Below are 20,285 nucleotides of genomic sequence, written 5' to 3' on the forward strand. Positions count from 1 at the left end.
GGTGGCCCGGCCGCCACGCCAACTGGAGGACACCGCCGAGGGGTTGACGGGTCGCTCACGCACGGCGGCGCATGCCGCCGCTCACCGCCAGGAGGACGACGGCCGCCGCCTGGATCGCGGCCACCACCGCGATCAGCACCGGGATCGACACGTCGTAGAGCACCCCGGTCAGCGCCCCGCCGGCGAACGCCGCCGCGCCCACGAACGCCGCGAAGACTCCGTAGGCCGTCGCCCTGCGGCCCGGTGCGACGAGGTCAGCGACGGTCGCGCGCAGGGTGGACTCCTGTACGCCGGTCGCCGCACCCCACAGCAGGGAGCCGAGGACGACCGGGGCGAGGGAGTCGGTGAACGCGAGCGCGGGCACGGCCGCCGAGAGGAGCGGCAGGACGATCAGCACGCGGGGCCCGACCCGGTCGTACGCCCACCCGGTGGCGAGCGCGGCGAGGGCGTCGACGGCCATCGCGGCCGCGTAGAGCAGGGGGACGGCCGCCGTGGGCAGCAGGCCGCGCGCGACGATGTGGAACGAGAGCACACCGAACGTGGCGAAGCCCGCCATGGTCGCCGCCGTGAAGGACGCGTACACCCAGAACGCGCGGGGCAGGCGGGCGCCCGGCTCCTGCCGCTCGGCGTCGCGCGTCACGGCGCGTTCGTAGGCCGCCGGGTCGGGGACCTGGCGGCGAAGCCGGAACAGGAGCGCGAGGACCGCGATGCCGGGCAGGGCGAGGATCCCGAGCGCGGGTCCGTAGTCGTCGCCCGTCAGGGCCAGCATCCCCGCCACGGTCAACGGGCCGATCAGCGCGCCCACCTGGTCCATCGCCTCGTGCACGGCGAATCCCCTGCCGCGCCCGGTGGCGGCCGTCGCATGCGAGAGCAGCGTGTCCTTGGCGGGTGCGCGGACCGCCTTGCCGACCCGCTCGGCGATCACGAGGACGCACGCGATCCAGAGCACCCCCGTCGCACCGAGCGCGGGGACACTGGCGACGGTCAGGGCGTAGCCGGCGATCGCCCAGCCCCAGAACCGGCCGCTGCGGTCGGCGAGCGGTCCCGAGCCGAGGCGCAGCAGGAGCGCCGCCGCCTCGCCCGCTCCCGTCACGACTCCGATGAGCGCCGCCGACGCGCCCAGCGAGGCGAGGAGCGGGCCGGTCACCGAGCGGGCGCCCTCGTAGACGAAGTCGGCGAGCAGGCTGACCGTGCCGAACCAGATCACGAACCGCCAGGGCCGCATCACTGTCGCCTCTTCGCTCATCCGGCTTCCTCCCCGCCGCCTTTCGGGTGCGACGGCCGCGCCCGGACCGATGATTGTGCGCCGTACGGGGAGTCTTCCCTTCGACCCCCGCACTCGAGAAGGTGGACCGATGACCAGCTTGCAGGACATTTTCGCGCCGCACGTCCGTGACGGTTCGCTGCCGGGAGCGGTGGCCCTGGTCGCCCGGGGTGACCGGGTGGAGGTGGAGACGGCCGGCTCGGGCGGCCTCGGCGGGGGTGCGCCGATGGCCCGGGACTCGATCTTCCGGATCGCGTCCGTCACGAAGCCGGTCACTGCCGCGGCGGTGATGATGCTCGTCGACGAGGGGCGCATCGGGCTCGACGACCCGGTCGACCGGTGGCTGCCGGAGATCGCGAAGCCGGTCGTGGTCCGCACGCCGGACGCCCCGGTCATCGACGTGGTCCCCGCGGTCCGGCCGATCACGGTGGCCGACCTGCTGACGTTCCGCGCGGGGTGGGGCTTCCCGTCCGACTTCTCGCTGCCGGCGGTCCAGGCGCTGTTCGGGGTGCAGAAGAACGGTCTCTCGCCGCAGCTGGTGCCGCCGCCGGACGAGTGGATGGCGGACCTGGCCCACGTCCCTCTGCTTCACCAGCCCGGTGAGGCGTGGCTGTACAACACGTGTTCCGACATCCAAGGGGTGCTGATCTCGCGGGTGTCGGGGAGCGCGCTGCCCGACTTCCTGGCCGAGCGCGTCTTCGAGCCGCTGGGGATGACCGACACCGGGTTCGAGGTACCCGCCGGCAAACTCGACCGGTTCACCACGTCCTACCGTCCCCTGCCCGAGGGCGGCCTCGAAGCGGTGGACGCTCCTGACGGGCAGTGGAGCAGTCTCCCGAGGTTCGCGTCGGGTGCGGGCGGGCTCGTCTCGACGGTCGACGACCTGCACGCGTTCGCCAGGATGCTGCTCGCGGAAGGGACGGTCGGCGGGCGGCGCCTGCTGTCGGCCGACGCGGTGCGGCAGATGACCACGGACCATCTGACGCCCGCGCAGCGCGAGGCGAGTGGCTTGTTCATGGAGGGACAGGGCTGGGGGTTCGGCGGGTCGGTCGACGTGGCGCCCGTCGATCCGTGGAACGTCATGGGCCGCTACGGCTGGGTCGGCGGCACCGGCACGGCGGCGCACCTCGTCCCGTCCACGGGCGCGGTCAGCGTCCTGCTCACGCAGGTGCAGATGACCGGCCCGACCCCGCCGCAGCTGATGCGGGACTTCTGGACGTACGCCGCCACCGCGACCGTCTGAACGCCGGGCCCGGGCCGCAGGGGCGCCCGGGCGCTCAGTGCGCGATCGAGTCGATCAGCTCACGCGCCCCCTGGCGCAGCAGCGCCACGGCGACGGAGGTGCCGAGCGTGGCGGGGTCGAGCGGTCCCGCCCACTCGTGCGCGTTGAGGATCGTCTTCCCGTCGGGGGTGAACACGCAGGCGCGCAGCGACAGGCCGCCGCCGCGCTCCGCCCGGGCGAATCCGGCGATCGGGCTGTTGCAGTGGCCCTGGAGCACGTGCAGGAACATGCGCTCGGCGCTCGCCTCGCGGTAGGCGTCGGGGTCGCCGAGCCCGGAGATCGTGTCGATCACCTCGGTGTCGCCCTCGCGGCACTGAAGGGCCAGGATGCCCGCGCCGATCGGCGGGCACATGACGTCCGTCGACAGGATCTCGGTGATCACGTCGGTGCGCCCGATGCGTTCGAGCCCTGCGGCGGCCAGCAGGAGCGCGTCGGCCTCGCCCGCCGCGAGCTTCTCCAGGCGCCGGTTCGCGTTGCCGCGCATCGGGACGCATTCGAGGTGCGGGTGGGCGGCGGCGAGTTGGGCGATCCGGCGCACGGACGAGGTGCCGATGCGGGTGCCGGGCGGCAGCTCGTCGAGGGTCAGGCCGCCGGGGTGGATCAGGGCGTCCCGGATGTCGTCCCGTGCGAGGAACGCGGCGAACACCGTGCCGGCGGGCAGGGGCCGGTCGGCGGGCACGTCCTTGACGCAGTGCACCGCGAGGTCGGCCTCGCCGGCGAGCAGGGCGGCGTCCACCTCCTTGGTGAACGCCCCCTTCCCCTCGACCAGGGACAGATCGCCCATCCACTTGTCGCCGGTCGTCTTGACGGGGACGACCGTGGTGCGGATTCCCGGGTGCAGGGCGGCGAGTTCGGTGCGTACGCGCTCCACCTGGGCCAGCGCCATGGGCGAGTCGCGGGACACGATACGGATCAGTTCAGGGGCGGACATGGCTCCACGATAGGGGGTCATGTCCGCCGCCATGACGTGACGGGTTCAGCCTCATGGCGTGAACTTGTCACCCGTCACCGTGACCTGGCGCCCGTCCGGGGTGTCCGTCGACGTGCTGCTCAGACAGCTGCCCGACGCGGGGTCGGTGACGGTGGGGAGGCTTCCGGTGTACGTGGTGCCGCCCTCCGTGCCGACGGGCCTGCCGTAGGTGACGGTGACCTGCTGTGCGCAGCCCGCCGTCAGATACGGCTCGATGAAGCCCTGGTCGGCGGCCTTGAAGCGGCCCGAGGCGACCGGGAGCCGGAAGCTGCCGATGTGCGCCACGCCGGCGCCCGTCTCGGTGTTGACGACCTCGCCGTTCATCAGCTGGGTCGTGCCGTCGTCGCTGACGCGTTCCAGCTCGACGGCGTACATCGTGCCCTTCGTGTAGGGGAACTGGACGGCGCAGCTGACGCCCGCGCCGCCGTCGGCCCCGTACTTGCAGTGGCTGTCCGTGGTGGTGGCGTTGGCGTTGAAGGAGCTGAAGATGGCCTGGAGGGTGGGCTGTCCGTTGACGGCCGGCTTGGGCTGGAAACCGGCGTAGGGCCGGGTCCCGCTCTCCAGGGTGGTGTAGTACGCGAAGTAGATGCCGGACGCGTCGGGAGCCGACTCGAACGACATGGGCAGGGTCAGCTTGGTGACGGGCGTGGGCGCGCCCGTCGTCCAGCGGACGGTGGGCGTCGAGGCCCAGCTCTGCCCCGCCGCGCCCAGGGTGAGCAGTGCGGCGGCTCCGGCGGCGGTGGCCAGACGTAGCGGCTTCATCGTCTCTCCTCGGATCTCGTGGTGTCGTACGGATTCCGGATCAGTCGGTGAGCGTGCTCGGGTCGACGGCAGGCCTCGGCAGCTTCAGTGCGGCGAGGGCCTCGACGCCGGCCGCGTCGAGCGGGAAGGCCCAGCTGCGGACGAAGAACTCCGTGAGGTCGCGGCCCGCGACGCGGCTGGCGTTGGAGGCCAGGGCGAGGTACTGGCGGGCGTTGACGACCGGGTCGTGGGTGTAGTCGTCGACGGGCGCGTCGTCCTGGTGCTCCTCGCGCACGAGCCGGTGCAGCCGCGGCCAGAAGTCCTCGCCGAAGGCGAGCTCCAGCTGCCGCAGCGGGATCAGCTTCTCGTAGGCGCCGAAGGACTTCTCGTAGGCGAGTCCCGCGGTGCCGAGTTTGGGCAGGGCCGTCTGGTAGTGGTTCAGGCCGGTCCTGGGGTCGACGGTGAGGAGGTTGGAGGGCCGGCCGAGGGTGCGCTGGGCGGCCAGGGAGTAGATGTTGACGGTGACCTCGGTCAACTGGTCGGCCTGGTAGGCGGCTTGCTGGTGGAGGTGGCCGAGCTCGTGGTAGAGGCCCCACCCGCGCGTGGTGAGTCCCTGCACCGTGCACAGCCGGTCCATGTAGGCGCGCGGGAAGCCGTTGTAGCCGTGCCAGGCGTAGGCGCCGACGCCGTTCGGCACGCGGCTGACCTCGTTGAAGTGGTAGCGGCCCGCCTTGGGCTTGTCGAGCGGTCCGCGTCCGTCGAGGCCGCTGATGCGGGCGTGGGAGTCGATGACGGTGTCGAAGAGCGTCATGAGGGCGGCGTGGTCCTCGCCCCGGTAGAGCAGCGCGCCCTCGCGGGTCAGCGTGAGGATGGCCTGTCCTGTGGTGAGTTCGACCCACGGCACGTCGGTGATCGCGTCCAACTGGCGCTGGAACGCGGCCTCGTCGGTGCGGCCGAGCTCGAAGACGGCCATGTGCGGGGTGTCCGCTCCGAAGGTGACGGCGGCGCGCTCGCCGTATCCGGCGAAGCTCAGGTAGAGCGGGCCTCCGTGGGCGTCGGTGACGGTGTTGCGGCCGGGCCGCAGCGGGAAGGCGCGGGGTTCCTGGAGGGCCTTGTCGGGGTGGTAGTAGTCGTACGTGCCGATGTGCAGGGTCGGCACGGCGTCGCCGGCGGGGCGGACGGTCACGGTGACGGGCGCGCCGGGCCGGGCGTAGCGGCCGGTGGGGATGAAGTCGCTGGAGCGCAGGGAGCGGGCGAGCCGCTTGCGTTCGGTCTCGGCGTCGGCGAACGCCTTGACGAGGAGGGTGTCGCCGCCGGGTCCGGGGGTTCCTTCGGCGGCGACGGCGGTGCCCGGGGTTCCTTCGGCGGCGACGGCGCCGCCCGCTCCGAGCAGGGCGGCGGCCCCGGCCCCGACGAGGCCGGCGAGGACCGAGCGGCGCCCGGGCGCGAACGCTCCGAGGGCGGACGGCGCGAACGGGGAGGTGGCGCCGTCCGGCGCGGGTGCGGCGGCGTACGGGGAGAGCAGGGGGCGTCGGGCAGGGCGCATCGGTCAACTCCCATGAGAAGCAAGGACATCGGAGTGGTGTGCCGGCTGCGCGACAGCATGTAAGCGTTTGCTATCCACCCGCAAGGGGGCCCGCGGTGTTTCTGTCTTTTACTATGGCGGCGACGATTTGACGGGTAGTAACCGCTCACATCGAGCGGTGAGGTCCCGTACGCCCCGATCCGGCATACGAGAGGCGAGAAGTCCGTGGACACGAGCCAGGCCCGGCCCACCCCCGACGGCGTCACCGTCCGCAAGGGAGGGGCCGAGTTCATCGACCGCCTCGGGCCCCTGTGGCTCGCCCTCCACGCCCACCACCAGGCCGTGCAGCCCGGGTTCACGTACTTCACCGACGAGGAGTCCTGGGAGCTGCGGCGGGGCTGCTACCGGCGCTGGATCCTCGACGAGGGCTCGTTCGTGCTGCTCGCCGAGCGGGACGGTCTCCTCGTCGGCTACGCGTTCGTGCAGATGGAGGAGGGGCCCGACGACACCTGGGTCACCGGCAGCCGCATCGCCGAGCTCCAGACGCTGTCCGTCCTGCCGTCCGAGCGGGGCGCGGGCATCGGCACGCTCCTGCTCGACCGGGTGGACGCCGAGCTGGACCGCCTGGGCGTCGCCGACCTGCTCATCGGCACGCTGGCCGCGAACGAGGGAGCGCGGCGCCTGTACGAACGCCGGGGGCTGCGCCCGGCGTTCGTGCACTACGCGCGGTTCGGCGCCGACGACAAGCAGGGCCTGCCGTAAGGCCTCTCGCCGCATTCCGTCGTACGGCGGCGGGGCGAACCCCGCCGTCCGTGTCAGGCGCCGCCCATGCCGCCCTGTGCGGCCACCATCGTCATGCCGAGGCCGCCGATCGCCTTGCCCAGACCGGGTGCCACGGCGTCGAGCCGCGCGGTCAGCTCCTCGACGCGGTGCTTGCGGGCGTGGGCTTCGGCACGGGAGACGACGGACCGGATGCCGCCGGCCACGGCGAGGGCGACCAGTGCGGCGTCGGCGGGCGCGATCCGCGCGGCGGGTTCGGCGCCGTGCAGGAGTCCGGCCGCCGTGGCCTGGAGGGAGGTGACGGCGGAGGCGTCTCTGACAGTGACAGCGCGCCGGGTCCGGCCGAAGGACTTCTTGTCCTCGACGGCCAGCACGCCCTGGGCCGCGAGCCGGTCCTCGACCGCGAGCAGGGTCTCCTTGCGGTCGTGCTTGATCCAGGACTTCCAGCCGCGCCGGTCGCCCGCGACACGGTCGAGGGTGAGGTCGAGGACCGGGTCTCCGGTCGGGCCGGGCGTCGCGACCGTCACGTCGCCGCCGGACTCGGCGAGGTGGCCACGGATCGCCAGCTCGGCGAGAACGGCGGCGCGGAGCAGGAACCCCGTCCTCGTCCGGTCGTAGAGGTCGTGGGCGGAGGTGTCGTAGGCCGTGAGGTACATCCGGGAGTAGAGAGGCTGCGTCATGGCATCGACGCTACGGCGTGGAGGTAGCTCTCCAGCAGGTCGGCGAGTTCTTTCGGGTGGCTCAGCGCCGTCAGGTGCCCGCCCGGCACCTCGTCGGGGGTGATGCCGAGCCGGTCCTGTGCGACCCGGCGCTGGAACTCGGCGGGGAAGAACCGGTCGCCTCGGGCGGCCACCACGCGCGTGGGCACCGCCGGCCACGCGTCCAGGGGGAACGGCGTCGCGAAGACCGCCTCGGACTCCTCCTGCATGTGTTCCGCCGAGGCGTCGATCTGCTCCTGTGACAGGTCGTGCAGGAAGTACGTCGCCAGGTCGAACTCGGCGTCGGGGTCGCGGCCCTCGCGGACGTCGTTCGCGCGGCGGGCGGCCTCCTGCCCGGTGTGGGCCCACCACTCCCCCGGTGTCTCGCCGGGCCGCGGGATCATCCCGTTGACCAGCACGAGGAGCGACACGGGCCGTCGCGCGCAGACCAGGGGCGCCGTGTACGCGCCGAGCGACTGGCCCACCACGACGAGGTCGCTGCGGTCGCCGACCGCGTCGACGACGAGGTCGGCGTACTCGGGGAGCCCGGCCCCCGGGTCGGGGCCGGGGAGATCCACGGCCACCACGTCGTGCCCCCGGCGGCTCAGTTCCGCACCGACCGGATGCCAGTACCAGGCCGAGCCGCCGGCTCCGGGGATCAACACGTACGTGGTCATGGTCCTACCTCCGCGATGGGGCCGTCCGTCCTCTCTGTGACTGTCGGCCCCCGCGGAACTCATCGCATGTCGGCGGGCCGCTCCGAGGACTCGAACGGGAAGCGGCGGCGGAAGTCGTCGGCCGCGTCCTCCAGGGTGCAGAAGGACACTCCCTCGTGCGACGAGACGTACTCGATGAAGCGCTCCAGCATCAGCAGCACCTGGGGGCGGCCGGAGACGTCCGGGTGCAGGGTGACGGGGATGACCGCGTAGTCGAGCTCGCGGTGGACCCAGTCGAACTGGTCCTTCCAGTCCTGCTCCAGGGCGCGCGGGGACACGTAGCCGTGGCTGTTGTGGGAGTGCTTGTTGAACATCATGGGCGGCAGGTCGTCGACGTACCAGTTGCCGCAGAACTCGACGAGGTCGACCTCGCGGCCGTGGATGAGGGGCTTCATCCAGTCCTTGGCCTCGGCCTTGTAGTCGATCTTCGTCCAGGAGTCGCCGACGCGGGCGTAGAAGGGGGTGAAGTCCCGGTAGTTCTGCGAGTGGTCGTAGGAGAAGCCGTACTTGTGGAGCAGGGCGGCGGTGGACTCGGACATCTCCCACCAGGGGGCGACGTAGCCCTTGGGCTTGCGGCCGGTGAACTCCTCGATGAGTTCGACGGACTTGGCGAGGACGTCCTCCTCCTGCTGGGGCGTCATCGCGATGGGGTTCTCGTGCGAGTAGCCGTGCGCGCCGACCTCGTGGCCCGCCTCGACGACCATGCGGGTCTGCTCGGGGAACGTCTCGATCGAGTGACCGGGGATGAACCACGAGGTGCGGATCCCGTAGCGCTCGAACAGCTTGAGCAGGCGCGGGGTGCCGACCTCACCGGCGAAGACACCGCGCTGGATGTCGTTCGGGGAGTCCTCACCGCCGTAACTGCCGAGCCAGCCGGCGACGGCGTCGACGTCGACTCCGAGGGCGATCTTGATGTCCTTCATGGGGGGCAGCTCCTTGTGTTACAGGGCGGTACGGATGCGGGTGACAGCGGCCTCGATCGCGGCGGTGTCGGTGGGTGTCCACGCGCGCTCGGAGAGGCTGTGGACGGAGATCCAGCCGGTCATCGCTCCGCCGGTCTCGACGGGGGCGAGCATCTGGGCCTTCACTCCGTAGACGTCGATCAGGGCCTGCGGCGGGTTGGGCGCCTCGTTGAAGTGCGGCTGGATCAGCGTCCGGCGGTTCTCTTCGAGCCACTCGACGGTGTTCAGGCGCCGCTGGTCGAGCGAGGAGTCGCGGCGGATGGAACGGACTCCGGTGCCGAGGGCCTCGCCGGCCGTGATGTCGACGTTCAGGTCGTGTTCCGGCAGGTCCACGCGGAACGTGGTGCGGTCGGCGCCCGTCTCGGCGAGCAGGCCGGTCAGGGTGTCCTGGATCAGGGCGCGCAGGCTGCCCGAGCGCAGCAGGTCGCCGTGGCCGGTGATCCGGGGCGCGGCGCCCGCGAGTTCGAGGGCCTTCCAGAGGGTGACGGTGACCGAGTCGAACACCGGGATGTCCAGGGTCTGTTCGAGCCGGTCGGCCTCACCGGCGCCGTGCACGTTCGTGCACAGGACCGTCACGGCGTGGGTGTCGCCCTCGGCCGCCTGCTCGATCTGACGGGCGACGTCGGCGGCGGGGATCCGGCCGAAGGCCTCGTTGTCGTCCTCGTCGAACGGCTCCGCGAGGGAGCACTCGATGCCTTCCTTCGCGTACGTCGCGACGATCTGGTCGCACACGTCGCGGGTGTAGGGGAGCGCGAGCCCGAGCCGGGTGACGCCGTACGCCTTGCAGGCGTCGAGGAGGGCGAGGGTGGAGGTGGTGGCGGGGATCCCGGTCTCGGCGGTGATCGCGGCGGCGAGCGCGCGGTCGCGCTCGATGCCGAGCCACGAGCCCGAGGTGCCGTTCCACGCGATCACGTCGACCTTGGCGTCGGCGAGCTGGCGGGCGGCGGCGAGCATCGGCTCCAGGTCGAACTGGGAGTCGCTGTCGCCGTCGAGCGCGATGCGGGTGACGGGCACACGGGCGAAGTGGGCGGTCGCGGCGTCCGTGCCGTGCAGGAGCTTGTAGGTCTCCGGCTCCAGGGCGGTGTTGGACGACGGGGTGAGCATGCCCAGGCGGGGCGTGTTGCTGGTCATCGGGTGGCAAGCCTCTTCGAGTAGTCGATGACGAGGGACGAGAGGGTGAACAGGACACCGGCGCCGACGAAGTAGAGGAGCGCCCAGGTGTAGGACCCGGTGCCGCCGACGATGAAGCCGACGGCGATGGGGGTGACGATTCCGGCGATGTTGCCGGAGAGGTTCATGGCCGCGCCGACGACGCCGGCGTTCGCACGGCCGCCGAGGATGGACGGCAGGGACCAGAAGAGGCCGGCCCAGCGCAGGAAGAAGAGCACGCCGGAGAGCAGCGCGACGGCGGTCATGGCGTCGGGGACGAGGACGACACCGAGGAGTCCGGCGACGACGGCGACGCCGGCCACTCCCATGAGGGTGCGCATCACACGGTTGACACTGGCGCCGGTGGCCTGCCAGCGGTCGTTGATCCAGCCGCCGATGAGCTCACCGACGAAGCCCGCACCGAAGATGGCGAGGGTGGACCAGCCGATGGTCTTGATGTCGAAGCCCTTGGTCTCCGAGAGGTAGAGCGGGCCCCAGGTGAGGATGCCGTAGAAGACGCCGTTGAAGCCCATCCAGCCGAGGCACATGCCCCAGAAGGAGCGGTACTTGAGGTAGGCGCTGAGTGGGTTGCGCTTGTCGGTGCCGACAGCGGCGTCCTCGGCCGCGTGGGCGGCGTCGATGAAGTCGGCCTCGGCCGCGTTGACGCCGCGGTGGGCGCGCGGGGTGTCACGCAGGAACCAGAGGGCGAAGAAGCCGATGGCCGCGGTGAGGACACCGGCGACGACGAAGCTGATGCGCCAGCTGCCGGTCCAGGCGATGAGGCCGGAGATGGCGATGCCGCCGAGCGCGGAGCCGAGCGGCGCGCCGCCGTCCATCAGTACGGCGCCACGGCCGCGCTCCTTGGCGGGCAGCCAGTTGGCGTTGAGCTTGCCGCCGGCGGGCATGACCGGCGCCTCGACGGCGCCGAGGAGCAGGCGGAACCCGAGGAGGGAGCCGACGCCGGTGGCCGCGGCGGTGAGACCGGTCGCGGCGCCCCAGCCGATGCAGGCGCCGCCGGCCATGTACCGGGGGCCGAAGCGGTCGATGAGCCAGCCGCTGGGGATCTGCATGAGAGCGTACGTCCAGAAGAACGCGCTGAGGACGAAGCCGGTGACCTCTTTGGTGAGGTGCAGGTCCTTCGTGATGAGCGGCAGAGCCACCGAGACCGAGCCTCGGTCGATGTAGTTGAGCGACACTACGCCGAGAAGAAGGAGGAACACCTTCCAGCGGGTGCGGGAGGGCCGGGCGACGGAGGTGGCGACCCCGTCGGCCTCTGGTCTCTCGCTTGCGGTGTTTATCTGGTTGATCTTCGACATGGCGGACCTCGAAACGATGGACTTCGGGTACGTGCTGACGTGCAACTTCCGCGTTATGGCATCCCAAACAATGAGGGAACTCCAGAGCCCCGTCAAGCGTTTGGTATACCGTAAGAGCAACTTTTCGGGGAGGACATATGACACAGGCCCAGACCCGGGGCGCCGCGCCCCTGACCGGGACCGTGTGGCTGCGGGACCAGGTCTGCGAGGGGATCCGCGACCAGATCATCACCGGCCGGCTCAAACCGGGCGACCGGCTGGTGGAGCGGGACGTGGCCGAGGAGTTCGGCGTCTCCCGCATCCCGGTGCGCGAGGCCATCCGCATCCTGATGAGCGAGGGCTTCCTCCAGGCCCTCTCGCCACGGCGCATCGTCGTCAAGGAACTCTCGCGCCAGGACGTGGTGAACCTCTTCGACATGCGCGAGGCGCTGGAGGTCCTGGCGGCACGGCGCGCCGCGGAGAACGCGGACGCGGCTCAGCTACGGACGATGAAGCGCCTGCTCGAGACCGCCCGCAAGGCCACGCTGGCCGGGCGCCCCGAGCGGATCTCGCACGCCAACACCGCCTTCCACCACCACATCGTCGAGACCGCGGGCAACGAACTGCTGGCCGCGACGCTCGAACCGCTGGAGGGCCGGCTGCACTGGCTGTTCCACCAGATCGACGACGCCGGCTCGGTGTACGAGGAGCACCGCCGGCTCTACGAGACGATCGCCGCGGCCGACGCCGAGGCGGCGGCGGCGTGCGCGCTCACGCACGTGCGCCACTACCGGGAGGTGGCGCTGCGCCTTCTGTTCGACGAGGCGGACAGCATGCGGTCCGCGGATTCCGCGCCTGCCCGCCCCTGAGATCCGGGTCCGGCCGGCCACCCGTGACGCGGGGTGCGCCGGCCGCGTACGCGGGGCGCGCTCAGTGCCCGGCGACCAGCTTCACCCCCACCACTCCGACGCCGATCGCCGCGTCGACCACGGCGGCCAGGCACGACACGAGCAGCCCGCCGCCCATCCGGCGGCCGCCCGCGTAGCCCCAGGCGGCGAGCCCCGCGATGTCCGCGCCGACCGCGGTCCACAGGGCGGTGCTGAGGTGGAGGGCGCCGGTCGCGGACAGCGCGTCCATGAGAAGGGGCCCGGCCGCGGACGACAGCAGGGGGCTGGTCACGTACAGCATGTGCCGCACCTCGGCGCGGCCCGGGAAGCGCTTGTGCACGACGCGGTGCGACTGCACGTCCGCCACGAGGGTGGCCAGCCACAGGCCGACCGCGGTGCCCGCCACGTAGACGGCGGCGGTCCAGTGCTCCGTGTGCGGGTTCTGCGCGAGACCCACGACCACGGCGACCATGGTGATCGCCGCGTAGATGCGCTCCTTCAGCCGCTCGCGCAGCGTGTCGAGCAGCTCGCTTTTTTTCTCCGCGTCTCCAGCCATGGGGCGAACACTAAGTGCAGCGCCCACCGGGACACCGCCGCTGACCTGCCCTACGGCAGGCGCGCCACCCCGGCGTAGATCCCGCCGGCCTCCGCGGGCGGCGCGTCCGTGCCCCGGTACCACTCCGTCGCCGTCACGAGACCGGGCTCCACGAGGTCGAGCCCGGCGAAGAAGCGGCCGACCCCGTCCCTCGTCCGGAACCCCAGCTCGATCCCGCCCTTCGCGTACTCGGCCGTCACCTGCTCGGCCAGCTCGGGATAGATGTCGGACGACGCGTGGGACAGCACGAGGTAACTGCCGGAGGGCAGCGCCTCGAGGAGCGTGGCGACGATGTCGTACGGCTCCTGCTCACCGGGGATGAAGTGCATCAGCGCGATGAGCGACAGCGCGATCGGCCGGTCGAAGTCGAGCAGCTTGCGGGCGTGGTCGAGGATCTCGCCCGGTGCGCGCACATCCGCCTGGACGTAGTCGGTCATGCCCTCGGGGTGGCTGACGAGCAGGGCTTCTGCGTGCCTCAGGACGATCGGGTCGTTGTCCGTGTAGACGACGCGGGACGTGGGCCGGACCTTCTGCACGATCTGGTGCAGGTTCGGCGCGGTCGGGATCCCGGTGCCGATGTCGAGGAACTGGTCGAGGCCGCTGCCCGCCAGCCATGCGACGGCGCGGTGCATGAACTCACGGTTCTGGCGCGCCGCGTCCCGCGCCTCGGGCGGCAGTTGCTCCCCCACTTCCTCGTCCACGGGGTAGTTGTCCTTGCCGCCCAAGAGATAGTCGTACACGCGGGCCGGGTGGGGCTTGCTGGTGTCGATCCGGGGGGTGGGCTTCGCTGCCGTCATGGCGTGCAGTCTGCCACAGCAACTCGCCTGCCAGTACGGAAGGTTGGCCGGCGGCCCACGATCCGTCAGCTCACGCTGAGCGAGGTGTCGTCGACGACGAACGACGTCTGGAGCTTGGACCCTTCCGTGCCGGTCAGCTGCACCGTCACCGACTGCCCGGCGTACGCGCCCAGGTTGAACGTCTTGAGGGCGTAGCCGGAGCCCGCGTCGAGGTTGGAGTACGTGCCGAGCGTGGAGAGGACGGTGCCGGCATTGTCGAGGACCTGCACCTTGAGGGTGTCGTACGCGGTGGTGGTCGTCGTCTCGGCGGTGTCGACGTGGAGGTAGAGGCCGAGGGTGGCCGCGCAGCCGGTGGGGATGGTCACCGACTGGGACAGGGTGTCGGTGTGGGCGGCGCCGTAGCCGTTCAGCCAGGCCTTGTAGCTGCCGGTGCGGGCGGGTTCGGCCGGGTCGTTGTTGATGACGCCGGTGGACGCGGTCCAGGGGGCGCTGCCCGACTCGAAGCCCTGGTTGCCGAGGAGTTGGGCCGCGGTGCAGGTGCCGCCGCCTCCGCTGCTGCCGCTCGCCCCGGAGAGCCATTCGGTGGCGTTCAGCGCGAGGGCGGCGTCGGTGCCCGCGGGGTCGTCCCAGCCGTTGAAGAGGGTGTTGCCCGCCTGTCCGGTCCCGTCGTCGATCGGGGAGCTGTCGCCCCAGAACGCTACGCGGCCGCTGCCGAAGGTGCTGGTGGCGAAGAAGGCACCCGTGTTGCCGGAGTATCCGGTGCGGTAGACGACGCCCTTGACCGCGGCGTTGTCGGCGGGCTTGAGCGTGGCCGTGGTGCCGTTGCGGATGATGCTTCCGCCGACCTTGCCGAACGACCCGTTGATGACGGGGTCGGTGGTGGAGGTGATGGCCTTCGGGTTGTCGGTGGCGATGTTCAGGACGTCGACGGAGAAGCCGAAGGGGTCGGTGGAGTCGACGCTGTTGTTGGTCATGAGGTCGTTGATGACCTTGACCGCGTCGGCGCCGTCGTTGTTGCGGTCCGCGCCGGTGTGGTCGGAGACGAGAAAGAGCCCGCCGCCGTTCTTGACGAACGTCATGACGGCGGTCTTCTCGGCCGCGCTGAGCAGGATGTTCGGCTCGGGCAGCACGAACGTGTCGAAGTTCTTGAGGTCGAGCGCCGACGTGGTCCCGTAGGTGATGGTGTTGCCCGCGGGCAGCGTCTTGAGGGAGTAGTTGCCGGTCTTCTGGAGGCCGACGCCCCAGGCCGAGATGGCTCCGGTCCAGTCTGTCTCGACCGTCGGGTTCGCCTTCTGGCCGAGCGGGTCGGGCTGGCTGGTGCCGATGATCCAGTCGGCGTTGCCGGCGGTCTCGGCCTTGGTGTTGTCGAAGAGCACGCGGTGGGGGGTCGCGGTGGCGGCCGGGCCGGCATCGGCCTGACCTGCCGTCACACCGGCGAGGAGCATTCCGAGGACGGCGGCCGCGCAGGCGACGCGGCGGCGGGGACGTCTTGATCCGAGCATCCGTCATACCTCCGTGAGGGGTGGGGAGAAGGCGGTGCGGGCGTCGAGTCTGCGCGCGTAGAACACCGTCCGTGCGGAGGGAGAGCCACGCGTGATTGAACAGTACATGGCAATCTGGTGCGCGGACAGGTGTCTGCTACAGCCCCATGCGCCGCGCGATCTCCTCGGTGTGCCGCAGCCTCGCCGGCGCGTCCTCGCCGAGCGCCGCGACGACCCCCGCGACGACGGTCTCGATCACCGCGAGCGTCGGCACGAAGCTGTCGTACGGCGACGGCGTCGTGACGAGGCTGGTCAGTACGACCTCGGCGTGCGCGGAGACCGGGGACAGCCATCTGTCGGTGAACAGGACGACCTTTCCCCCCTGCCGCACGGCGAGTTCGGCCATGGTGACCTTGTCCTGCTCATAGCGGCGGAAGTCGAAGACGACCAGCACGTCACGGCGGGTGAGGGCGCCCAGGGTCGCGGTGCGCTCGACGTCGAGGGCGGGCAGCAGCTTGACGTCGTCACGCAGTTGCATCAGGTGCAGGCCCAGATAGTGGGCGAAGAGATGCGTGAAGCGGCCGCCGGCCAGGACGATGCGCCGCTTGCCGTCGGCCAGCAGGGAGACCGCGCGTTCCAGGTCGTGGGGCGGGAGCTCGGCGAGGGTCTGGGCCACGGCCGAGCTGAAGACGCCGGCGCCCCGCTGGATCAGCGAGTTCTCCCCGTCCGCCGTCTCGGTGAAGCGGCCGTGGTCGGCGGACTGGTACAGGGACAGGGGCGAGGCGTTGCGCTCGTCGAGCTCTTCGCGCAGGGCCGTCTGGAAGTCGGGAAACCCCTTGTAGCCGATCCGGTTGACGAAGCGGATGACGGTGGGGGCGCTCACGGCCGCCCGTTCGGCGAGCACGGCGATTGTCTCGAACCCGGCGGACGGGTAGTTGGCCAGCAGGACGCGGGCGACCTTGCGTTCGGCCGGACTGAGGTCGCCCAGCTTCTGCCGGATCACGTCGGCGAGTGCGCCGGAGGCCATCGTGGGTTCCTTTCGCTTCGTCAGCGGGCGCGGGCCCGTGCCGCGAGCCTAGTGCCGACGGCCGGAGCCGGGCTCCCGGGCCCACCCGGATCGGCGGGGGCTCCCGCACCGGCCGACGGCGCGATGAAACCGGTGCGGGAGCGTCATGGGGCCGCGTCAGCCGCGGCGGCCGTCGCCGAGGTCGGCGATCAGCTCCGCCAGCAGGGCGACCCGGCCGGGGACGGAGGCGGTGTCCAGCCACTCCTCGGGGGTGTGGTCGGCGCCGCCGACCGGCCCGAGGCCGTCGAGGGTGGGCACCCCGCAGCCGGCGATCGTGTTCGCGTCACCCACCCCGCCCGTCGCCGCCCCGCCGAAGGACAGCCCGAGGCGCGCGCCGATGTCCCGGGCCCGGGCCAGCATGCGGCGGGAGGCGTCGGTCTCTTCCATCGGCGGGCAGGATTCCAGCTCGTGGACCTCGGCGCCGGTACCGGGAACGGCGGGCCGGCCGGCGAGCGCCCTGAGCGCGGCGACCGCCTCGCGCATGCCGACCTCGGTGACGGAGCGTATTTCGACGAGGAGTTCCGCCGCGGGGCAGACGATGTTGAACCGGTTGCCCGCGCGCACGACACCGACGTTGAGGGTGACGCCGTCCCAACGGCCGTTCAGCGCCTGGATCGCGATGACGAGGTGGGCGGCGGCCAGGGCGGCGTTGGCTCCCCGTTCCGGTTCGATGCCGGCGTGGGCCGCGCGCCCGGTGACGGCGAGCCTGAAGTCGGCCACCCCCTTGCGGGCGATGACCAGGTCACCGTTCTCACGGGCGCATTCGAGGGCCAGGGCGTGGTGCACGCCCTCGGCGGCCCGCCGGGTGACCGGTCTGCTGACGGGGGATCCGATCTCCTCGTCGGGCGTGGCGAGGAAGACGAGTTCCGCGTAGTCCTCCCGGCCCGCGCGGTTGAGGATCTCGACGGCGGCGAGCCCCGCGACCAGGCCGCCCTTGTCGTCGCTCACCCCCGGGCCATGGGCGATGCATTCCGAGACGGTGAACGGCCGTTCGGCGGCGGCGCCGTCCTCGAAGACGGTGTCCAGGTGCGCGGCGAGCAGGATCCTGCGGCCGCCGTCGGCCACCGCGAGGCGGCCCTTTCTGCGGCCGACGAGGGCGTCGCCGACGCGCCGGCCGTGGGCCGGGGGCAGTGGCACCCGTTCGACGTCGAAGCCCAGGCGTTCGAGCTGGGCTCCGACGAGGTCGGCGACGCGGTCGACGCCGTCGGCGTTGTGGGATCCCGAGTCGACGGCGACGAGCCGGGCGAGGTCGGCGAGGTAGCGCGCCTGGTGCGCGTGGGCGTGGGACAGCAGCGTCTCGTCACGGGAGCGCTGCCGGGCAGGGGCGCTCACAGGACCTTCGAGAGGAAGGCGCGGGTGCGCTCCTGTTCCGGTTCGACCAGGACACGCCGGGGGTCGCCGGACTCGACGACGACACCTTCGTCCATGAAGACCGCCAGGTCGGCGACCTCTCGCGCGAAGCCGATCTCGTGGGTGACGACGACCATCGTCATGCCGTCCTCGGCGAGCCCGCGCATGACGTCGAGGACGTCGCCGACGAGTTCGGGGTCGAGCGCGGACGTCGGCTCGTCGAACAGCATCAGTTTCGGTTTCATCGCCAGGGCGCGGGCGATGGCCACGCGCTGCTGCTGGCCGCCCGAGAGCTGGGCCGGGTAGTGGCCGGCCCGGTCGGCGAGGCCGACCTGGCGCAGGAGGCGCAGCGCGTCGTCCCGCGCCTCCGTCCTGGCGGTGCCCGTGACCTTGACGGGCGCTTCCATGACGTTCTCCAGGGCTGTCAGGTGCGGGAAGAGGTTGAACCGCTGGAACACCATGCCGATGTCACGGCGCCGCGCGGCCACCTCGCGTTCACGCAACTCGTGGAGCCGGGAGCCCTGTTCGCGGTAGCCAACCGGCTCCCCGTCGACGCGGAGCCTGCCGCCGTCCGCCCTCTCCAGGTGGTTGACGCACCGGAGGAAGGTGGACTTGCCCGACCCCGAGGGCCCCAACAGGCAGCACACCTGGCCTCGTTCGACCGTGAGGTCGATCCCCTTGAGGACCTGGAGCCTCCCGAAGTGCTTGCGCACGCCCTCGGCGTGCACCATGGGTGTGCTCAACGTGCCGGATCCTTCCGTGTGCGGGTGCGTGTTCCGGTGAGCAGTCCGCCGCACAGACGTCGCAGCGGTGAGGCGGCGGCACCGCGGGCCGTGCCGCGTCCGTAGCGGCGTTCGAGCCATGTCTGCGGGAGGCTCAGCAGGCTGACCAGGGCCAGGTACCAGAGGGACGCCACCACCAGCATCGGGATGACCTGGTAGTTCTGCCCGTACACGTCCTGGATGTTGGACATCAGGTCGTGCGCGGCGATCACCGACACCAGGGCGGTCATCTTGAGCATGTTGATGGTCTCGTTGCCCAGCGGCGGGATGATCACCCGCATCGCCTGTGGCAGCACGATCCGCCGCATGGTGAGGGCCGGGCGCATCCCGAGGGAGTGCGCGGCCTCGGTCTGTCCGACGTCGACCGACTGGATCCCGGCGCGCACGATCTCGGAGGCGTAGGCGGCCTCGTTCAGACCGAGCGCGAGGAGGGCGGCGACGGACGGGGTGAGCAGGCTGTTGGTGTCGGCCTGGAAGAAGGTCACGCCGGTGAACGGGATGCCGATCATCACGTGTTTGTAGAGGGCGCCGGCATAGCCCCAGAAGATGATCTGGACGAGCAGCGGAGTGCCCCGGAAGACCCAGACGAACAGGGACGAGAGGCCGTACAGGACGGGGTCTTCGGAGAGGCGCAGGACGGCCACGAGGGTGCCGAGGACGAGGCCGAGGGTCATCGCGGCGGCGGTCAGCCACAGGGTGGTGGCGAGGCCGTCGAAGACGAGGCCGGCGAACAGGTAGTGCCCGATGACGTCCCAGTGGAGGTTGCCGTTGCGCGCGAGCGAGCCGATGAGACCGGCCAGTGCGGCGACGGCGGCGACCGCGGCCACGGCACGGCCCCAGTGGCGTACGGGGACGATGTGGGGGGTGTCGGGTGCGGGGCCGTCGCTGTGGCGTGGTGTGCCGGTGGCGGTGCTGGTCACGGACATCTCTAGTCCACCGCCGCGTTCTGGGTGGCCTGCTTCGACGCGATGCCGGCGACGCCGTACTTCGCGCAGATGCGGTGGAGCGTGCCGTCGTCCATCAGTTCCTGGAGCGCTCGCCGGATCGCGCTCGTGAGCCGGGGAAGCTGCTTCGACACGGCGATGCCGTTGGGTGAGGCGCGGTAGCCGGCCGGTGCCTGGGGGTCCTCCGCGAGGTCGAAGGCCTTGCCGCCGTCGGCGGTCTTGGCCGCCCAGCCGGCGGCGGGCTTGGTCACGACGACGGCGCTCACCTTGCCGGAACGCAGGGCGAGTTGGGCGTCCGAGTCCTTGGGGAAGGTCTGGATGTCGGCCGGCCGGTGGCCGGCGGACCGGCACACGGACTGGTGGGCCGTGAGCAGCTTGTGCTGGTTGGTGGCGGCCTGGACGCCGACCGTCGCGCCGCAGAGGTCGTCGAGCGTGACGATCTTCTGCGGGTTGCCGTCGGCCACCAGGATGCCGGAGCCCGAGTGCGAGTAGTCGACGAAGTCGAGCAGTTTCTCCCGCTCCCGGTTGTCGGTGAGCGCCGACATCGCCACGTCGAACCTGCCCGCCTGGATCGCCGGCACGATGCCGTCGAACTTCGTGGGCGTGAAGGCGAATCTCACGCCGAGTTTCGCGCCCAGGGCCTGGCCGAGGTCGTAGTCGAGGCCGGTCAGACCGCTCTTCCCCGCGGCCACGAACATGGCGAACGGCGGGTACGGAACGTCGGTGGCCACGCGCACGGTGCCCGCCTCCCTGATCCGCGCGGGCAGTGCCGCGTGCAGTGCCGCGTCCCGCTCGACGGCGATGTCCGCGGACTTGTCGGGGGCGGCGGGTCCGCCGGGGGCGCCGCTCGCCCCGCAGCCGGCGACCACCACCGTGGCCGCGCAGGCCAGCACGGCCGAAGCCGCGCGGCGAGGCACAGAGATGTACTTCAACGTCGTTCCCTCTCGGAGGTACGAGGCGCGCGGAGACCCCGCGGCCGACCTCCCAGAAGTTACACATCA

20 protein-coding genes are annotated in these 20,285 nt (G+C 71.5%); 3 read left to right on the forward strand and 17 right to left on the reverse strand.

Annotated features, from left to right (window positions below; translation table 11 throughout):
- Positions 1–55: 55 nt before the first annotated feature.
- Positions 56–1,246, reverse strand: coding sequence for an MFS transporter (locus tag EOT10_RS22545; RefSeq protein ID WP_127830105.1), 1,191 nt, complete (start codon positions 1,244–1,246; stop codon positions 56–58).
- 109 nt (positions 1,247–1,355) lie between these two features.
- On the opposite strand from EOT10_RS22545, the gene EOT10_RS22550 reads away from it, so the two are divergent.
- The gene (locus EOT10_RS22550) at positions 1,356–2,507 is read left to right on the forward strand and encodes a serine hydrolase domain-containing protein (protein ID WP_127830106.1); all 1,152 of its coding nucleotides are present in this window, start codon (positions 1,356–1,358) and stop codon (positions 2,505–2,507) included.
- 34 nt (positions 2,508–2,541) lie between these two features.
- On the opposite strand, the gene hemC is transcribed toward EOT10_RS22550, so the two are convergent.
- The 3 genes from hemC to EOT10_RS22565 are packed head-to-tail and all read right to left on the reverse strand — an operon-like array spanning position 2,542 to position 5,803.
- On the reverse strand, positions 2,542–3,477 hold the full coding sequence (gene hemC, locus EOT10_RS22555) for a hydroxymethylbilane synthase (protein ID WP_127830107.1): 936 nt from the start codon (positions 3,475–3,477) through the stop codon (positions 2,542–2,544).
- Between the two features lie 51 nt (positions 3,478–3,528).
- Entirely contained in the window at positions 3,529–4,278 is a 750-nt protein-coding gene (locus EOT10_RS22560; protein ID WP_127830108.1) for a hypothetical protein, read from the reverse strand.
- A 40-nt stretch (positions 4,279–4,318) separates the two neighbouring features.
- Positions 4,319–5,803 (reverse strand): M60 family metallopeptidase, encoded by a 1,485-nt coding sequence (locus tag EOT10_RS22565; protein ID WP_127830109.1) that lies wholly within the window; start codon positions 5,801–5,803, stop codon positions 4,319–4,321.
- Positions 5,804–6,007: 204 nt separating this feature from the next.
- Between EOT10_RS22565 and EOT10_RS22570 the strand changes: the two genes are divergently transcribed.
- Positions 6,008–6,544 carry a GNAT family N-acetyltransferase gene (locus EOT10_RS22570; protein WP_189491948.1) on the forward strand — a complete coding sequence of 179 codons (537 nt, stop codon included), beginning with the start codon at positions 6,008–6,010 and terminating at the stop codon, positions 6,542–6,544.
- 53 nt (positions 6,545–6,597) lie between these two features.
- On the opposite strand, the gene EOT10_RS22575 is transcribed toward EOT10_RS22570, so the two are convergent.
- Genes EOT10_RS22575 through EOT10_RS22595 form a run of 5 tightly spaced genes read right to left on the reverse strand, consistent with a single transcriptional unit; the run spans position 6,598 to position 11,403 of the window.
- Positions 6,598–7,242 carry a GOLPH3/VPS74 family protein gene (locus tag EOT10_RS22575; RefSeq protein ID WP_127830111.1) on the reverse strand — a complete coding sequence of 215 codons (645 nt, stop codon included), beginning with the start codon at positions 7,240–7,242 and terminating at the stop codon, positions 6,598–6,600.
- A complete protein-coding gene (locus tag EOT10_RS22580; protein ID WP_127830112.1) occupies positions 7,239–7,937 on the reverse strand; it encodes an alpha/beta fold hydrolase in 699 nt (232 codons plus the stop codon). The genes EOT10_RS22575 and EOT10_RS22580 overlap by 4 nt, the downstream gene beginning before the upstream one ends.
- A gap of 59 nt (positions 7,938–7,996) precedes the next feature.
- Complete coding sequence (locus tag EOT10_RS22585) at positions 7,997–8,899, reverse strand: polysaccharide deacetylase family protein (protein ID WP_127830113.1); 903 nt, start codon at positions 8,897–8,899, stop codon at positions 7,997–7,999.
- Positions 8,900–8,917: 18 nt separating this feature from the next.
- Complete coding sequence (locus tag EOT10_RS22590; protein ID WP_127830114.1) at positions 8,918–10,069, reverse strand: maleate cis-trans isomerase family protein; 1,152 nt, start codon at positions 10,067–10,069, stop codon at positions 8,918–8,920.
- Entirely contained in the window at positions 10,066–11,403 is a 1,338-nt protein-coding gene (locus EOT10_RS22595; RefSeq protein WP_127830115.1) for an MFS transporter, read from the reverse strand. Before EOT10_RS22595 ends, EOT10_RS22590 begins: the two co-directional genes overlap by 4 nt.
- Positions 11,404–11,540: 137 nt before the next feature.
- Between EOT10_RS22595 and EOT10_RS22600 the strand changes: the two genes are divergently transcribed.
- Positions 11,541–12,251: a GntR family transcriptional regulator gene (locus EOT10_RS22600; RefSeq protein WP_127830116.1), complete on the forward strand. Its 711-nt coding sequence runs from the start codon at positions 11,541–11,543 to the stop codon at positions 12,249–12,251.
- A 61-nt stretch (positions 12,252–12,312) separates the two neighbouring features.
- On the opposite strand, the gene EOT10_RS22605 is transcribed toward EOT10_RS22600, so the two are convergent.
- From EOT10_RS22605 to EOT10_RS22640, 8 genes are all read right to left on the reverse strand, one after another.
- The gene (locus EOT10_RS22605) at positions 12,313–12,825 is read right to left on the reverse strand and encodes a hypothetical protein (RefSeq protein WP_127830117.1); all 513 of its coding nucleotides are present in this window, start codon (positions 12,823–12,825) and stop codon (positions 12,313–12,315) included.
- A 50-nt stretch (positions 12,826–12,875) separates the two neighbouring features.
- Positions 12,876–13,661 carry an SAM-dependent methyltransferase gene (locus EOT10_RS22610; RefSeq protein ID WP_127830118.1) on the reverse strand — a complete coding sequence of 262 codons (786 nt, stop codon included), beginning with the start codon at positions 13,659–13,661 and terminating at the stop codon, positions 12,876–12,878.
- Between the two features lie 65 nt (positions 13,662–13,726).
- Positions 13,727–15,163: a hydrolase gene (locus EOT10_RS22615; protein WP_127830119.1), complete on the reverse strand. Its 1,437-nt coding sequence runs from the start codon at positions 15,161–15,163 to the stop codon at positions 13,727–13,729.
- Positions 15,164–15,299: 136 nt separating this feature from the next.
- Positions 15,300–16,169 (reverse strand): MurR/RpiR family transcriptional regulator, encoded by an 870-nt coding sequence (locus EOT10_RS22620; RefSeq protein ID WP_127830120.1) that lies wholly within the window; start codon positions 16,167–16,169, stop codon positions 15,300–15,302.
- A 156-nt stretch (positions 16,170–16,325) separates the two neighbouring features.
- Positions 16,326–17,540 (reverse strand): M20 family metallopeptidase, encoded by a 1,215-nt coding sequence (locus EOT10_RS22625; protein WP_127830121.1) that lies wholly within the window; start codon positions 17,538–17,540, stop codon positions 16,326–16,328.
- On the reverse strand, positions 17,537–18,289 hold the full coding sequence (locus EOT10_RS22630) for an amino acid ABC transporter ATP-binding protein (RefSeq protein WP_127830300.1): 753 nt from the start codon (positions 18,287–18,289) through the stop codon (positions 17,537–17,539). Before EOT10_RS22630 ends, EOT10_RS22625 begins: the two co-directional genes overlap by 4 nt.
- A gap of 8 nt (positions 18,290–18,297) precedes the next feature.
- On the reverse strand, positions 18,298–19,266 hold the full coding sequence (locus tag EOT10_RS22635) for an amino acid ABC transporter permease (RefSeq protein ID WP_127830122.1): 969 nt from the start codon (positions 19,264–19,266) through the stop codon (positions 18,298–18,300).
- Between the two features lie 2 nt (positions 19,267–19,268).
- Positions 19,269–20,216 carry an ABC transporter substrate-binding protein gene (locus tag EOT10_RS22640; protein ID WP_223281141.1) on the reverse strand — a complete coding sequence of 316 codons (948 nt, stop codon included), beginning with the start codon at positions 20,214–20,216 and terminating at the stop codon, positions 19,269–19,271.
- Positions 20,217–20,285: the final 69 nt, after the last annotated feature.

The sequence above is a fragment of the Streptomyces antnestii genome, from assembly GCF_004005495.1.
In the GTDB taxonomy this organism is placed as follows: Bacteria; Actinomycetota; Actinomycetes; order Streptomycetales; family Streptomycetaceae; genus Streptomyces; species Streptomyces antnestii.

Bases quoted from the DNA above. Each gene is read 5' to 3' on its own strand.
- EOT10_RS22545 (WP_127830105.1), bottom strand. From the start codon at position 1,246: ATGAGCGAAGAGGCGACAGTGATGCGGCCCTGGCGGTTCGTGATCTGG.
- EOT10_RS22550 (WP_127830106.1), top strand. From the start codon at position 1,356: ATGACCAGCTTGCAGGACATTTTCGCGCCGCACGTCCGTGACGGTTCG.
- hemC (WP_127830107.1), bottom strand. From the start codon at position 3,477: ATGTCCGCCCCTGAACTGATCCGTATCGTGTCCCGCGACTCGCCCATG.
- EOT10_RS22560 (WP_127830108.1), bottom strand. From the start codon at position 4,278: ATGAAGCCGCTACGTCTGGCCACCGCCGCCGGAGCCGCCGCACTGCTC.
- EOT10_RS22565 (WP_127830109.1), bottom strand. From the start codon at position 5,803: ATGCGCCCTGCCCGACGCCCCCTGCTCTCCCCGTACGCCGCCGCACCC.
- EOT10_RS22575 (WP_127830111.1), bottom strand. From the start codon at position 7,242: ATGACGCAGCCTCTCTACTCCCGGATGTACCTCACGGCCTACGACACC.
- EOT10_RS22580 (WP_127830112.1), bottom strand. From the start codon at position 7,937: ATGACCACGTACGTGTTGATCCCCGGAGCCGGCGGCTCGGCCTGGTAC.
- EOT10_RS22585 (WP_127830113.1), bottom strand. From the start codon at position 8,899: ATGAAGGACATCAAGATCGCCCTCGGAGTCGACGTCGACGCCGTCGCC.
- EOT10_RS22590 (WP_127830114.1), bottom strand. From the start codon at position 10,069: ATGACCAGCAACACGCCCCGCCTGGGCATGCTCACCCCGTCGTCCAAC.
- EOT10_RS22595 (WP_127830115.1), bottom strand. From the start codon at position 11,403: ATGTCGAAGATCAACCAGATAAACACCGCAAGCGAGAGACCAGAGGCC.
- EOT10_RS22600 (WP_127830116.1), top strand. From the start codon at position 11,541: ATGACACAGGCCCAGACCCGGGGCGCCGCGCCCCTGACCGGGACCGTG.
- EOT10_RS22605 (WP_127830117.1), bottom strand. From the start codon at position 12,825: ATGGCTGGAGACGCGGAGAAAAAAAGCGAGCTGCTCGACACGCTGCGC.
- EOT10_RS22610 (WP_127830118.1), bottom strand. From the start codon at position 13,661: ATGACGGCAGCGAAGCCCACCCCCCGGATCGACACCAGCAAGCCCCAC.
- EOT10_RS22615 (WP_127830119.1), bottom strand. From the start codon at position 15,163: ATGCTCGGATCAAGACGTCCCCGCCGCCGCGTCGCCTGCGCGGCCGCC.
- EOT10_RS22620 (WP_127830120.1), bottom strand. From the start codon at position 16,169: ATGGCCTCCGGCGCACTCGCCGACGTGATCCGGCAGAAGCTGGGCGAC.
- EOT10_RS22630 (WP_127830300.1), bottom strand. From the start codon at position 18,289: ATGGTGCACGCCGAGGGCGTGCGCAAGCACTTCGGGAGGCTCCAGGTC.
- EOT10_RS22635 (WP_127830122.1), bottom strand. From the start codon at position 19,266: ATGTCCGTGACCAGCACCGCCACCGGCACACCACGCCACAGCGACGGC.